The sequence below is a fragment of the Sinomonas sp. R1AF57 genome, assembly GCF_002224485.1.
GTDB classification, from domain to species: domain Bacteria; phylum Actinomycetota; class Actinomycetes; order Actinomycetales; family Micrococcaceae; genus Sinomonas; species Sinomonas flava.
In genome coordinates this window covers 3725746-3738811 of record NZ_CP022463.1, presented here as the reverse complement: position 1 = coordinate 3738811, position 13066 = coordinate 3725746, and the positions used below count along the sequence as shown (strand labels likewise).

Below are 13066 nucleotides of genomic sequence, written 5' to 3'. Positions count from 1 at the left end.
CCGGGGGAAGCCCGGGAGCCGGGGAAGCCCCGGGCTACTCGAGCCCGGCGGCCGTCCACGCGTGCATCCCGCCGCGCACGGAGTAGGCCGTGAGGCCTGCGGCGGCGAGCTGGCGGGCGGCGGCCGCGGAGCGCATGCCCGAGGCGCAGATGGCCACCACCTCGCGGTCCTTGCGGAGGCCGCGGATGCGGCCGGCGAGGGAGTCGAGCGGGATGTGCTGGGCACGGCGGGCGTGGCCCGTGCGCCACTCGGCGGGGGTGCGGACGTCGACGAGGAGGGCGCCGGAGCGGACCAGCTCGGCGGCCCTGTCTGCGGAGACGGTCATGTACGGCTTGGCGAACAGCTTGCTGAAGAAGCCCATGGGGTGGCCTTTCGGGACGGGGTGACGGACGAGGGGGTTGCGACTGGGGGTCAGGCGAGCAGCTGCACCGCTCCGACGGCGCCGGTGCCCGCGCCGACGGCGACGAGCAGGGTAGCGAAGGCGCGCTGGAGCACGTGCGGGGGCACCCGATGGCTCAGGCGGGACGCGATGAGCGAGCCGACGAGCGCGGCCGCGGCCAGGTAGCCGAGGGGAACGCCGGCCGATCCGGCGCCGAGGATCTGCTCGCTGTGCTGGAAGAGCCCCGAGACGGAGTTGACCGCGATGACGGGCAGCGACGTCGCGGCCGCCACGCGCAGCGGCAGGCGCAGGATGACGAGGAGCACGGGCGCGAGGAGGAACCCGCCGCCCACGCCGAGCAGCCCGGTGAGGAATCCGACGACGACGGCAGCGAGGACGCTCGGCGCCCAGCAGCGGAGCCGCGCGGGCACGGACCCCTTCGCGCACCCGGGCTCCCCGGCGTGCTCGGTCTTCCGGCGCATCGCCGCGAGGGCCGCGATCACCGCCAGGACGGCGACGCCGAGCAGCAGGAACGGTCCGGGTATGTTCTTGCCCACCATCGCCCCGAGCGCCGCGGCCGGGGCGCCGAACGTCGCGAAGGTCGCGGCGATGCCCCAGCGGACATGGCGCCACGCGCCACCCGCGAGGGCGACCACGGCGGCCGCCGTGACGACGAGCAGCGAGGCGGCGACGGCGTCGTGCGCGGACAGGCCGAGCAGCACGAACGCGGGCACGGCCAGGATGCCGCCGCCCGAGCCGAAGAGCCCGATGACGGCGCCCACCCCGAGCGCGGCGAGCAGTCCCAGGAAGAGCGCGCTCACGCCGGGATCTCGACGCGGCGGCCCTCGGCCTGCCACTGCATCATGCCGCCGGCCACGCTGTACGCCTCGTAGCCGAGGGAGGTCAGCGCCTCGGCGATGCGGCCGCTGCGGTTCCCCGAGCGGCACACGACGCTGACGGGCCGGCCCTTGTCGAGCTCGTCCAGGCGCGAGAGCATCTGGCCCATCGGGATGTGCCGAGCGCCCGGGATCATCCCGTCGGCGACCTCGAAGTCCTCGCGGACGTCGATGATCTGGGCGCCCTGTGCTGCTGCTTCGGCGGTCTGCGCGGTGGTGGTCTCGATCATGGTTCCCTCCGGGCTTGTCGTGGTCGTCTGGCCGTCAGTGGCCCTGATCCGAGTATGCGAATACCCATAGGGGTATGTCAAAATACGGGGAGGGGTATAATTCGAAAGAGCGAAACCAAGGAGGAACCGTGAACGTGGAACCGGAGAGCATGAGGTCGGCCATCAACCGGCTCAAGCGCGCGCAGGGGCAGCTGAACGCCGTGGTCCGCATGCTCGAGGAGGGCCAGGACTGCAAGGCGATCATCACGCAGCTCTCCGCCGTCTCGAGCGCTGTGGACAAGGCGGGATTCAGCATCATCGCCACCAACCTGCAGGCCTGCATGGCCAAGCCGGACTCCGACCTCGAGGTCGCCGAGCTGGAGAAGATGTTCATCAGCCTCACCTGAGGCCGCCGGGCCCAGGGGCGGCGTGTGGCAGGCTGGAGCGCATGAGCCTCCGCCGCCTCGCCGCCTCGACCCGCTCGCACGTCCCGCCGTTCGCCGTCATGGACATCCTGGCCCGGGTCGAGGCGCTGCGCGCGGCCGGACGCGATGTCGTGAGCCTGTGCGCCGGCGAGCCCTCCGGCGGCGCGCCGGACCTCGTCTCCGCGAAGGCCGCCCAGATCCACGGCTCGGGCCTCGCCCTGTCCTACACGCCCGCCCTCGGGACCGCCGAGCTCCGCACCGCCATCGCGGGCCACTACCGCCGCTGGTACGGCCTCGACGTCGACCCCGCCCAGGTCGCCGTCACCACCGGGTCCTCGGGGGCCTTCATGCTGGGCTTCCTCGCCGCCTTCGAGGCCGGGGACCGCGTCGCCCTGGCCCGTCCCGGGTACCCCGCCTACCGGAACATCCTCGCCGCCCTCGGCTGCGAGGTCGTGGAGGTCGACGCCGGCCCGGACTCCCGCTACCAGCCCACCCCCGCGATGCTCGACGCCGCGGCCTCCGAGCGCGGGCCGCTCGCCGGCGTCGTGCTCGCCTCGCCTGCGAACCCGACCGGGACGATGGTGGACCGCGAGGAGCTCACGGCGCTGGCGGACTGGTGCGCGGCGCACGACGTGCGGCTCGTGAGCGATGAGATCTACCACGGGATCACCTACCCCGGCTCGGTGGCGGACGAGCACAGCCCGCGCGGGGTGTGCGCCTGGGAGATCGACCGGGAGTCCATCGTCATCTCGAGCTTCTCGAAGTACTGGGGCATGACGGGCTGGCGGCTCGGGTGGATGCTGCTGCCGGAAGAACTCGTCGGGGCCGTGGACGCCCTCGCCGGGAACGTCGCGCTGTGCCCGCCCGCGCCATCGCAGCTCGCTGCCGTCGAGGCGTTCTCGGTGGAGGCGTACGCGCAGGCGGACGCGTGGGTTTCCGGGTACGCCAAGACGCGGCAGACTCTGCTCGAGGCGCTCCCGGCGCTGGGATGGGGGCCAGCCGCACCCGCCGACGGCGCGTTCTACCTGTACGCCGAGCTCGGGGACCGGCTCGAGCGGTTCGGCGACTCACGCGAGTACTGCCGGGCCCTGCTCGAAGCCGAGGGCGTGGCCCTCGTGCCCGGGACCGACTTCGACGCCGTCCACGGATGGCGCGCGGTCCGGCTCTCCTTCGCCGCCGGCCAGGAGGCGGTCGAGAAGGCGATCGAGCGCATCCTGAGGTTCCAGGGCTCCTAGGCCGCTCAGAACCGCGACGAGCTGCCGGCCCCCGAGAAGCTGCCGCCGCTGCCGCCGTAGCCGGTGCTCTGCGACGAGGACCGGGACGAGTTCACAGCGCTGTAGCCGGCGTTGATGCCGTTGCTGTAGGCCATGACATTGATGATCGGGAGCGTCGGGTAGGCGATGTCCAGGATGCTCCCGCGGGTGCGCCGGCCGCGGCGCCAGTCCTGCGCGGAGCTCTCGAGCTTGCCGCGCATGAGGTCGCGCTCCTTCTCGTTCTTCGCGTACTCGTACATCACGGCGTCGGCATGCCGGTCGAGGAGCTCGCCGACCCGCCGCCGCTCGGCCACGAGCTGGTCCAGCGCCTCGTCCGGGCTGACCCTGCGGTCCTCGAGCCGCGCGGCCAGGCGCTCGACCTCGTCACGGGCGTGCTGCGCCCCGGCGCGCAGGGCCGCCGCTGTCTCGGGAGTGCCGGCGGTCTTCTTCTCGGCGAGCATCGTCTCGACCCCGTCGAGCTGCTCGACGAGGTCACCGGCCTGATTGCGCCAGGCCTCGCGCCAGCGCGAGTCGAGGTTGAGAAGCGAGTTCGAGTCCGCGATGGCGTCGTCGAGCCCGTCGAGGGTCTGGCACAGCTCCTCGTAGCGGCGCGCATCGGCGAGGTTCTTGCCCACCGAGCGACCCCTCGCGTCCAGCGCGGTGAGCCTCTCGCGGAGCTCGGTCGCCTCGCGGTGCTGCTGCCGGAAGCTGTGCCAGCGCTCGAGCACGAGCGCGCCGTAGGTCGACTTCTCGGGGATCGTCGAGGCGTTGAGCTCGGTCTCGTCCAGCCGCATCGTCACGGAGGAGTACGAGCGGTCGCCGCTTTCGAGCGCCTCGGCGAACTTCTTCCGCCGCCACGCCCTGATCCCGAGCCACGTCCCGGCGCCCGCGAGCCCGACCAGCCCCGTGACCCCCGCCGTGATGAGGACCGCCGGGGAGAGGTACCACGGCCTGGCGATCCTCGACGCCGCGGACTTGACGCCAGCGATCACGCCGTCGGTCCACTGCGCCTCTCGGAACAGCTGGTGAGTGTCGTCCTGGATGGCGGCCTGCTCGTTCAGGCTGACCTTGCGGTCCTCCCCGAAGTACGTCCCGACCTGCCGCCCGGTGGTGTCGAGGGCGAAGACGAAGAGGCCGTCGGCCCACTTCTGCCCGTCGGCGGAGATCCACTCGGGGTGCCTCTCGCGGGCGAACCGCAGGACCTCCTCATTGAGGTTGTCGCTCGGACTGCCCGCGCGCGTGAAGATGGCGACCTTGGTCGGCTCGTAGAAGGAGATCTGTGCGAGCGCGGGGTCGAGCTGCGGACGGTAGAGGGCACCGGCGGTGTCCTCTACCACCACGTCGGACGGCGGGCTCGCGACTGCGGGCGGCGCCGCGAGCCCGAGCCACCCCAGGACCGCGGCACCGATCCAGAGGAGCACGACGACGGCAGGCGGCAGCTTCTTCACGATTCCCCCGAATCTCGCCTCGGCGTCGGCCCAGAGGTGGGCCGACGACGCCAGCCTAGCCGCCGGCGTCGTGCGCCCCTACCCCCTTTGGTCCCGTCCTCTTTGGTTCGTCCTGCGGGACCATCGGGCACCGGCTATGCGGCCGGGAACTCCTCGGTGTCCACGTCGGCCTGCCCCGCGACCGAGTACCGGCCGCCGGACACAGTGCGCTCGTTCACGAGCTCGTCGACGCTGGCGAGGACAGCGGCGGGCAGCTCGAGCGAGCCCGCGGCGAGGTCCTCGTCGAGGTGGGCGGCGCTGCGCGTGCCGGGCAGCGCGATGACGTGCTCGCCGCGGGAGAGCACCCAGACGATCGCGAGCTGCGCAGGCGAGCACCCGGCGTCGTGCGCGAGGGCGCCGAAGCGGTCGAGGAGGGCGAGGTTCGCCGGCCAGTGGTCGGGGTCGAACCGCGGAACGGTGCGGCGGAAGTCCCACTCCGGGAGCGACTGCGGGTCGCGGAGCACCCCGCCGAACGCGCCGCGGCCCACGGGGCTGAAGGCGACGAACGCGATGCCGAGCTCGCGGCAGGCCTCGAGGGTGCCGAGCTCGGGGTTGCGGGTCCAGGGGGAGTATTCGTTCTGCAGCGCGGCGATGGGGTGCTCGGCGTGGGCCCGGCGGAGGGCGTCCGCGCCGATCTCGGAGAGGCCGACGCCGCCGATCTTGCCTTCGCGCTCGAGCTCGCCGAGGGCTCCCACGGACTCCTCGATCGGGACGCGACGGTCCCAGCGGTGGAGGTAGTAGAGGTCGATCTTCTCGGTGCGCAGCCGGGACAGTGACGCGTCCACGTGGGCTCGGAGGGCCTCGGGGCGGCCGTCGATGACCCGGCCGCCATCCCCGGCAAGCATGCCGCCCTTCGACGCGAGGAAGAACTCGTCCCGCCGCGCCGACAGGGTCTCGCCGAGGAGGGTCTCGTTCGCGGTGGCGCCGTAGATCGTGGCGGTGTCGAAGTGCGTCACGCCCGAGTCGAGTGCGTGGAGGAGGAGCTTCGCGGCGTCCTCGCGCGCGGGCAGCGGGCCGTACGCGTGGTTCAGGTTCATCCAGCCGAAGCCCACAGGCCCCACGGACGTGCCGGCGATTACTCGGGGGTTCACAGTCATGGGCACGAGTCTTGCAGATCGGCGCGTCACCCCACGCTGAATTCCAGCATGAGGGCCGGCAACTCGTCGGCGAGTTCGCGGGCGAGGAACCCGAGGGGACCGAGCCTGCTGGCCAGCCGGTCGCCCGCGGAGGCGTGGAGGTGGGTGCCCCAGCAGGCCGCCTGCACGCTGCTGGCTCCCCGCGCCCGGAGCCCGGCGATCGCGCCGGCCAGGACGTCCCCGCTGCCGGAGGTGCCCAGGCCGCCGTAGCCGGTTGTGACCTGCCACAGCTCCGGTTCCTCTGGATCCAGCCCAGACGGCTGGGCGATGAGACTGTGGCAGCTGACCACGGCGTCGAATCTGCGGGAGATCTCGGCCAGGTCCTTTTCCAGGTGGTCCACGTCGCGGCCCAGCAGGACCGCCGCCTCCTTGGTGTTCGGCGTGAGGATCAGCCTGCCACGCCAGGGGTCCAGGCGGTCCTCGAGCGGCGCGAGGGCGCTCAGGGCGTAGGCATCGAGGACGACGGCGGGCCCTCCCCGCCCGCCAGCGTCGCCGCCGGGCCGGTCTCCACGGGGCCGGTCGCCACCATCGGTCTCGCGTTCGAGGAGCGCGACGAGCAGCTGCGCGGCAAGGTCGGGGTCGTCCAGCCCGGGACCCACCAGGATCGTGTCTGCACCGTCCAGGTAGGAGGAGATCCGGTCCAGCTCGGGCCTGACCGAGCCCTCCGCGGTTTCCGGCAGGCCAATCGAGCCGCACTCGGGCAGCGCCACCCCCAGCTGCGGGGCCACCGATTCGGCCACCGCCAAAGTGAGCTTGCCTGCTCCTGCGCGCAGGGCTGCGACTCCGGCAAGCAGCGCCGCGCCGGGGGTGGCCCGTGCTCCGCCGATCACCAGGACGGACCCGCGCGAGTACTTGTCATGGCCCGGGGCCGGGAGCGGCCACTCCCGCAGGAGCGACGGCGTCACCGGGGTGGCGCCGGAGGGATCAGTGCGGCCGGGCACTGGTGTCTCCCCCGTGCTCAGTGACGGCGACGCCCTGCTCCGTCAGGTGGTCGGCCACGTTGAAGCTCTCCAGCGTCCACGGCCCGACGCCGGAGGGGCGGACGAACCGGGTCATGGAGGCGTTGAGGATGGTCTCGGTGGCCGCCAGGTCCAGCAGTTCCCTTTCGCTGAGGCCTTCCAGCACGTAGCGGAACAGCATGATCACGGCGTCATGGCACACGAGCATCACCCGGTGTCCCATGCCCAGATTGTTCAGCTCCGCAAGCACGGATCGCAGCCGCAGGGCCACGTCCGCCCAGGACTCGCCTCCCGGCGGCCGATAGTAGAGCTTGCCCAGCCATGCCCGCCGCTCGGACTCCTCGGGGTAGCGGTTCTCCACGCCCAAGCGGGTGAGCCGGTCCAGGATGCCGAGCTCGCGGTCGCGCAGCCGCTCGTCTGTGCGCACCTGCAGCGGCCATCCCGCTGTCTCTACCGCTATCTCGGCCGTCTGGCGGGCCCGCGCGTAGGGGGAGGACACGACGGCGTCCGGGCGGAGGTCCGCGACGATCCGGCTCAGGGCCGTGCCCAGCGCCTTGGCCTGGTCCCGGCCGGTGCCCGAGAGGTCGACGTCTGCATCGCGGGCGGGGACGTCGATGACCTCCACGCCGGCCTCACGCGCTTCTGTGGCCGCGACGTTGCCCTCGCTCTCGCCGTGCCGGATCAGCAGCAGCTCGACCGCCCCGGCCTCCTGGACGGCCTCGGTCAGGCCGTCGTCGGTGGTCGAGTCCCTGTTGGCTGACGTCTCCTTCACGAAACCACCCCGTCCTTGCCCTGCCGGATGCCGGAACACAGCAAAGGCCTACCCAGAGGGCACCGGAGAATAACGTACGCGCAGGGACATGACCCCTCATCCCGGGCGGGGTTGAGGGGTCATGTCCGTGCGGGTGGGCTCGCGTTCGGAGCGCACTACGCCCTGCCGCAGGACGAGCTGCTGAACCTGTTCAAGGTCAGCACCGGGGACAGCTGGGTCGCCCGGAACTGGGACTCCGTCTCCGAATGGACCGCGGACACGGCACTGGCGGTGCTCCTGAAGGACCTCAAGGCCGCCCACCTCAAGGGCCTTGAACACAACATCCCGATGCCCTTCAACGCCCTGTCCTCCACCCAGCTCTTCCACTCGATGGGCAAGCAACCGAAGGCCACGTAGACGGCCGAGCAGGATCCCGCTAGCTCCCGCGGCTCTCCCCCCGCAGCCGCTCCATCTCGCGGCGGTCCTTCTTGGTGGGCCGCCCGGCGCCGCGGTCGCGCTGCGGCAGGCCGAGGAACGGCACCGGCGGCCGCTCTGGGGTGTGGTCGGTGTAGCACTTGGACGCTGCCTCGGCCCCGACGCGCTTGACGATGAGCACGTGGACCTCGAGGATCCGCTCGAATCCCGCCTCCCGGAGGCGGATCGTGTCGCCCGGCACGACGGTCTGTGAGGCCTTCACCGGGTTGCCATTGAGCCGTACATGTCCGGCGCGGCATGCAGCCGTCGCGGCGGAGCGGGTCTTGAAGGCGCGGATGGCCCAGAGCCAAGAGTCGACCCTCACAGCTGCGGGGGGCGAGGATCTGGACGATGCAGGAGCAGGCGAAGGGGGCATGGTGCCCAGCATCTTACCGGCGTATCCTTCGTGAACATCGGGGGGATGATCAAAGGAGCTCAGACATGCCTGACAAGCAGCCTCACCAGCCCGAAACCCACAAGAAACCGTCCAAGACCATCAAGGAGCAGCGCGCGGCGAAGAAGGCCAAGAAGGCCGTCGCCCTCGACTCCGATCCGGTGTCGCACCTGCGCAAGCCGCGCAGCAAGTAGCACCGCGCAGACCGAAGCGGACGACGCCGGCCGGGAGGCCGCCGTCGTCCGCTTTCGTGTGTCTGAGGTGCTTAGCGCCCGGCCTTGAGGCCGGCGCGGGCCATCGCGTCGGCGTACGCGCGTCCCATGTCGATGAGCCACTCGGTCTGGCGCTCCTTCGACCCGGCGAACGCGCGGCCATGCAGGGCGCGGGCCTTGTAGACCTTGAGGCCGCGCCGCCAGATGAGCGGGTTGTCGGTCTTGAGGAGCATCTGGGCGAGGCGGTTGGCCTCGGTTCCGTGGGCGACGATCGCGGACACGCGCGGCACCGTCTTGAGGAACGTCAGCAGCGGCTTGAGGCCGGCGTGCAGCTGCTCGGGGGTGAGCTTGCCGTTCGCCTCGCCGGGGGTGAACCAGGGGTATGCGTTCCACGGCATGATCCACTCCGGCCGCAGGCCGAGCTGGTACTGCAGGCCGAGGAGGCGGGTGGCCGCGGCGTCGTCGCCAGCCCAGACGTAGCCGTTCGGGCTCGCCTCGCCGGTGTTGGAGAAGAGGCTCACGATCCGGCACTCGTCCACGGAGTGCATGGGGTCGACGTACGGGACCTCGAGGCCCGGGCGGAGCTTGCGGAGGAACTCGACGTGCTGGTTCACGGGCGCGATGTGCGGGGCAAAGTTCGGATCCGCCGAGGTCACCCCCACCGCAGCCGAGGTCACCCCCACCGCAGCCGAAGTCACCCCCTCCGGCGCCGAAGCGCGCGCGAGCTCAAGCTCCGCGGCGGCCCGAACGGCGGCCTCCTCAGCGTCCGCCGACGCAGCAAGCGCAGCCTGCGCGGCGTGCTCGGCCGCGGAGGCCTCCGCGGCGGCAGCCTTCGCGGCAGCGGCCTTGGCGACAGCTTCCGTCACGGCCTTCTTCGCGGCGGCAGCAGCGGCGTCGGCGGCAGCCCGGGCCTGCTCAGCAGCGGCACGGGCCTCGGCCACAGCGGTCTGAACCAGGGACGGAACCAATCGCAGAGCCACCGGGTCCTCGGCCGGCGCGGCCTCACCAACAGCCGGGGCCTCCTCCACAACCTCAAGCGCCTCTTCCGCGACCGCAGCGGCCGGCGCAGCACTCAGCGGCCGGTCGAGGTCGTCGTCGTCCGCCTCCGCGTCGCGCACCGGCGTAGCTGCCCGCGCCGCGAGGGCTGCGCGGCGCTCGGCGATCGTCGTCACGACCACCTCGGAAGCCTTCGGCGCGGACTTCGAGCTGACGGTCTTCTTCGCGGTGGCGCCGGCCGTCGCGCTCGAGACCGCACTCGCCTTTGCCGTCGCCTTCTTCGGCGCGGCCTTGGGCTTGACCGGCTCGTCGTCATCCTCGTCGTCGAAGATGTTCTCGAACAGGTCGTCGAAGCCGTCGTCCTCGTCCTCGTCATCGAGCTGCGGGCTGAAGCCGAACCCCTCCTCGTACTTGGAATCCAGCTCGGAGCGGAAGTCGGAGTCGAAGTCGTCGTAGTAGTCGGGCTCGGCCAGTGCGGTCATGAGGGGCGGGGTCTCCTCTTCTCGGGCGCGGGCCGGCAGCGGGCACGCTGGCGCGCGACCGTTCCGGTCTGTTCAGGGGGCGGCTCGCAGCCCTGGAGCGGGCGGAGCTTTAAGAGCTTAGCAAGCCGCCGTTGCCGTTCGGTTCCCCCATCGTTCATCCGTGCCGAGCGTCACGCCGCCGAGCCCCCGTCCCTGCAGTCCCCGCACGCCCCCACACCCGCGCCGTCGGGCCCACCTCGCGACGGGCTGAGCCCCGCAGAATGCGGCGTGTCGCAACGACCCGGGCGTGTCGCGTGGGACGCGCGGGGACGCCCGGCACCGGCGCGCCCCCGGTACCTCCCCGCGGGCCCGCGCCAGGCCTACGATCGCACCATGAGCGCCGTGACGATCGTCGGCCTGGTCAAGGCCTTCGGCTCCTTCCGCGCCCTCGACGGCCTGGACCTCGAGGTCCGCGAAGGCGAGGTCCTCGGCTTCCTCGGTCCCAACGGCGCCGGGAAGTCCACGACCCTCCGGGTGCTCCTCGGCCTCCTCCGCGCCGACGCGGGGCGCGTCGAACTCCTCGGCGGAGACCCGTGGCGCGACGTCGTCCGGCTGCACCGCCGCGTGGCCTACGTCCCCGGCGACGTGAGCCTCTGGCCTTCCCTCACCGGCGGCCAGGCCATCGACCTGCTCGGAAGGCTCCGCGGCGGCCTCGACGAGGCACGGCGGGCCGAGCTCATCGAGACGTTCGAGCTCGACCCGAGCAAGCGCGGCCGCACGTACTCGAAGGGGAACCGGCAGAAGGTGGCGATCGTCGCGGCGCTGTCCTCCCGAGCCGAGCTGCTCATCCTGGACGAGCCGACTGCCGGCCTCGACCCGCTCATGGAGGCCCTGTTCCGCGAGGAGATCCGGCGCGAGAAGGCTGCCGGGCGCAGCGTCCTGCTCTCGAGCCACATCCTCTCCGAGGTCGAAGCCCTCGCCGACCGGATCAGCATCATCCGCCAGGGCAGGGTCGTCGAGACGGGGACCCTCGAGCAGATGCGGACCCATGCCCGCACCAACGTCGCTGCGACCCTCGACGACGCGTCCACGCACGCCGCCGCCCTCTCCCGCGTCCCCGGCCTCCGGGACCTGCACGTCGAGGACCACCGGGTCCGCTTCAGCGTCGACTCCGACGGCCTCGGCCCCGCCATGAACGCCCTCGCCGCCCACGGCGTCCGGGCGCTCACCGTGACGCCGCCCAGCCTCGAGGACCTCTTCCTCCAGCACTACGGCGAGCGGATCCCGCCCGACGAGGGCACCGCCGGCCGGAGCCCCGCGCGTGGCGAGGAGACGCACGACGGCGCGGCGCGGCGTCGTGCGCACGGCCGGCACCGCGGTCACCCGCCCGACGAGGGGGAGTGATGACGGCCTTCACGGGAACGTGGCGGCTGCTGCTCCTCGGGCTGCGGACCGACCGGTTCAAGCTCGCGCCGTGGATCCTGATCATCGCGTTCTTCCCCGCCACCGTGTACAACAGCTACTCCACGGTGTTCGCCACCCGGCAGGAGGCCAAGGAACTCGAGCAGACGCTGAGCACCAACCCGGCGTTCACGCTCCTCATCGGCCCCGCGCACCACCTCGACGACCCGTTCGGCTTCACGGTCTGGCGCATGCAGGTCTTCGCCATGTTCTTCGCCGCCCTGATGGCCGTCTTCGCGGTGACCCGGCACGCCCGCGCCGCCGAGGACTCGGGGCAGGCCGAGCTCGTCGACTCGGGGGCCGTGGGCCCGCACGCACGGCTCGCCGCGGCGGTCCTCCTGGCCTGGCTCGCCTCGGCGGCAGTGGCCCTCATCGTCGCGGGGACCCTCGTCGCCTCCGGCGCGCGGACGGCCGAGGCGTTCGCGCTCGGCAGCCTCATCGGCGGCATGGGAGTGGCGTTCGCCGGCGTGGCTGCCGTGACGTCGCAGATCGGTTCCTGGTCACGGACGGCCAACACCCTCGCGGCGGGAGTCCTCGTGGTCAGCTATGTCCTGCGCGGCGTCTCGGACACCCTCGCGGACAGCGAGTGGATGCTGTGGACGAACCCGATGGGCTGGGGCGAGCTCATCAGGCCCGCGAGTGAGCGCAATGTGCTCCCGTTCGTCCTCCTCCTGGCAGCCGGGCTCGTGACCGCCGTGGTCGGAGGCCTGCTGTCGAGGCAGCGCGACTTCGGCGGCGGCCTCGTGGGGCAGCGGCCCGGGCCTGCGCGGTGGAGGGCTGGGATCTGGGGCCACACGGCCACGCTCAACCGCGCCCCGACGCTCATCTGGCTCGCGACCTTCGTGTTCCTCGGCTTCGTCTTCGGCCTGGTGACCGGGACCATGCGCGACTTCTACGAGCGCAACACCTTCGTCCGCCAGCTCCTCGCCGCCCGGGACACCACCGAGGCCGACCTCACGCTCACCTTCGTCTCGATGCTGCTGCTCATGCTGGCCTTGGCCGGCGGCACCTTCGGGATCCAGATCGCTGCCCGCTTCACCGCCGAGGAGGACGAGGGGCACGCCGACTGGCTCCTCTCGACCGGCCTCTCCCGGCAGGGCCACTTCGCCCCCGCGACCGCGGTGGCACTCGTGGCGCCGGCTGTGACCATGTCGACCGGCGGCGTCGTGCTCGCCGTCACCGCGGCGTCGACGGGCGCGCAGGTCGAGGTCGGCGACGTCGCCCGCCAGGCCCTTGCGGCCGTGCCGGCGCTGTGGCTCACCGCCGCCGTCGGGCTCGCGTTCGTCGGTGCGTTCCCCACGCTGCGCTGGATCGCGTGGCTCCTCGTCGTGTACTGGCTCGTCCTGACCCTGTTCGGACCGCTGCTGAAAGCGCCGGACTGGCTGCTGAACACCAGCCCGTTCCACGTCATCCCCCGCGTCACCGCGCCCGACGCCGAGTGGGCGCCGGTGTGGTGGATCCTCGCCATCACCGGTGCCCTGGTCGCGGTGGGCTTCGCGGGGTATCGGGCACGGAACATCAGGGGTGCGTGAACCAGGCCCCGCTCCCGAGTGTGGATTAGCCCAGATTCTGG

15 protein-coding genes are annotated in these 13066 nt (G+C 72.1%); 6 read left to right on the top strand and 9 right to left on the bottom strand.

Annotated features, from left to right (window positions below; translation table 11 throughout):
• Positions 1–34: 34 nt before the first annotated feature.
• From CGQ25_RS17295 to CGQ25_RS17285, 3 genes are read right to left on the bottom strand one after another with little or no spacing between them, the layout of a single operon-like run.
• Complete coding sequence (locus CGQ25_RS17295; RefSeq protein ID WP_208711036.1) at positions 35–361, bottom strand: rhodanese-like domain-containing protein; 327 nt, start codon at positions 359–361, stop codon at positions 35–37.
• Positions 362–411: 50 nt separating this feature from the next.
• The gene (locus tag CGQ25_RS17290; RefSeq protein WP_208711035.1) at positions 412–1200 is read right to left on the bottom strand and encodes a sulfite exporter TauE/SafE family protein; all 789 of its coding nucleotides are present in this window, start codon (positions 1198–1200) and stop codon (positions 412–414) included.
• Positions 1197–1505: a rhodanese-like domain-containing protein gene (locus tag CGQ25_RS17285; RefSeq protein WP_208711034.1), complete on the bottom strand. Its 309-nt coding sequence runs from the start codon at positions 1503–1505 to the stop codon at positions 1197–1199. Before CGQ25_RS17285 ends, CGQ25_RS17290 begins: the two co-directional genes overlap by 4 nt.
• Positions 1506–1654: 149 nt before the next feature.
• On the opposite strand from CGQ25_RS17285, the gene CGQ25_RS17280 reads away from it, so the two are divergent.
• Together CGQ25_RS17280 and CGQ25_RS17275 are read left to right on the top strand one after the other, a co-directional pair.
• Positions 1655–1891, top strand: coding sequence for a metal-sensitive transcriptional regulator (locus tag CGQ25_RS17280; protein WP_208713166.1), 237 nt, complete (start codon positions 1655–1657; stop codon positions 1889–1891).
• Between the two features lie 41 nt (positions 1892–1932).
• Positions 1933–3144, top strand: a complete 1212-nt coding sequence (locus CGQ25_RS17275) for an aminotransferase class I/II-fold pyridoxal phosphate-dependent enzyme (RefSeq protein WP_208711033.1) — start codon at positions 1933–1935, stop codon at positions 3142–3144.
• Positions 3145–3149: 5 nt separating this feature from the next.
• Here the strand turns inward: CGQ25_RS17275 and CGQ25_RS17270 are convergent, their stop codons facing one another.
• The 4 genes from CGQ25_RS17270 to CGQ25_RS17255 all read right to left on the bottom strand — a co-directional run bounded on the left by CGQ25_RS17270 (position 3150) and on the right by CGQ25_RS17255 (position 7516).
• Positions 3150–4610 carry a DUF5129 domain-containing protein gene (locus CGQ25_RS17270; RefSeq protein ID WP_255405419.1) on the bottom strand — a complete coding sequence of 487 codons (1461 nt, stop codon included), beginning with the start codon at positions 4608–4610 and terminating at the stop codon, positions 3150–3152.
• A 134-nt stretch (positions 4611–4744) separates the two neighbouring features.
• Positions 4745–5746: an aldo/keto reductase gene (locus CGQ25_RS17265; RefSeq protein ID WP_208711032.1), complete on the bottom strand. Its 1002-nt coding sequence runs from the start codon at positions 5744–5746 to the stop codon at positions 4745–4747.
• A gap of 26 nt (positions 5747–5772) precedes the next feature.
• Entirely contained in the window at positions 5773–6726 is a 954-nt protein-coding gene (locus tag CGQ25_RS17260) for an ADP/ATP-dependent (S)-NAD(P)H-hydrate dehydratase (RefSeq protein ID WP_208711031.1), read from the bottom strand.
• Positions 6710–7516 carry a histidine phosphatase family protein gene (locus tag CGQ25_RS17255; protein WP_255405418.1) on the bottom strand — a complete coding sequence of 269 codons (807 nt, stop codon included), beginning with the start codon at positions 7514–7516 and terminating at the stop codon, positions 6710–6712. The genes CGQ25_RS17260 and CGQ25_RS17255 overlap by 17 nt, the downstream gene beginning before the upstream one ends.
• Positions 7517–7627: 111 nt before the next feature.
• On the opposite strand from CGQ25_RS17255, the gene CGQ25_RS17250 reads away from it, so the two are divergent.
• A complete protein-coding gene (locus tag CGQ25_RS17250) occupies positions 7628–7912 on the top strand; it encodes a hypothetical protein (RefSeq protein ID WP_222703676.1) in 285 nt (94 codons plus the stop codon).
• Positions 7913–7931: 19 nt separating this feature from the next.
• On the opposite strand, the gene CGQ25_RS17245 is transcribed toward CGQ25_RS17250, so the two are convergent.
• Positions 7932–8345, bottom strand: coding sequence for an RNA-binding S4 domain-containing protein (locus tag CGQ25_RS17245; protein WP_208711030.1), 414 nt, complete (start codon positions 8343–8345; stop codon positions 7932–7934).
• Positions 8346–8410: 65 nt separating this feature from the next.
• Here CGQ25_RS17245 and CGQ25_RS17240 point away from each other — a divergent pair, with 65 nt between their 5' ends.
• Positions 8411–8557 (top strand): hypothetical protein, encoded by a 147-nt coding sequence (locus CGQ25_RS17240; RefSeq protein WP_208711029.1) that lies wholly within the window; start codon positions 8411–8413, stop codon positions 8555–8557.
• Positions 8558–8628: 71 nt separating this feature from the next.
• Here the strand turns inward: CGQ25_RS17240 and CGQ25_RS17235 are convergent, their stop codons facing one another.
• Positions 8629–9123 carry a uracil-DNA glycosylase gene (locus CGQ25_RS17235; RefSeq protein ID WP_369802333.1) on the bottom strand — a complete coding sequence of 165 codons (495 nt, stop codon included), beginning with the start codon at positions 9121–9123 and terminating at the stop codon, positions 8629–8631.
• Positions 9124–10425: 1302 nt separating this feature from the next.
• Between CGQ25_RS17235 and CGQ25_RS17230 the strand changes: the two genes are divergently transcribed.
• Positions 10426–11436, top strand: a complete 1011-nt coding sequence (locus CGQ25_RS17230) for an ABC transporter ATP-binding protein (RefSeq protein WP_208711028.1) — start codon at positions 10426–10428, stop codon at positions 11434–11436.
• A complete protein-coding gene (locus CGQ25_RS17225; protein ID WP_208711027.1) occupies positions 11436–13025 on the top strand; it encodes an ABC transporter permease in 1590 nt (529 codons plus the stop codon). Before CGQ25_RS17230 ends, CGQ25_RS17225 begins: the two co-directional genes overlap by 1 nt.
• Positions 13026–13066: the final 41 nt, after the last annotated feature.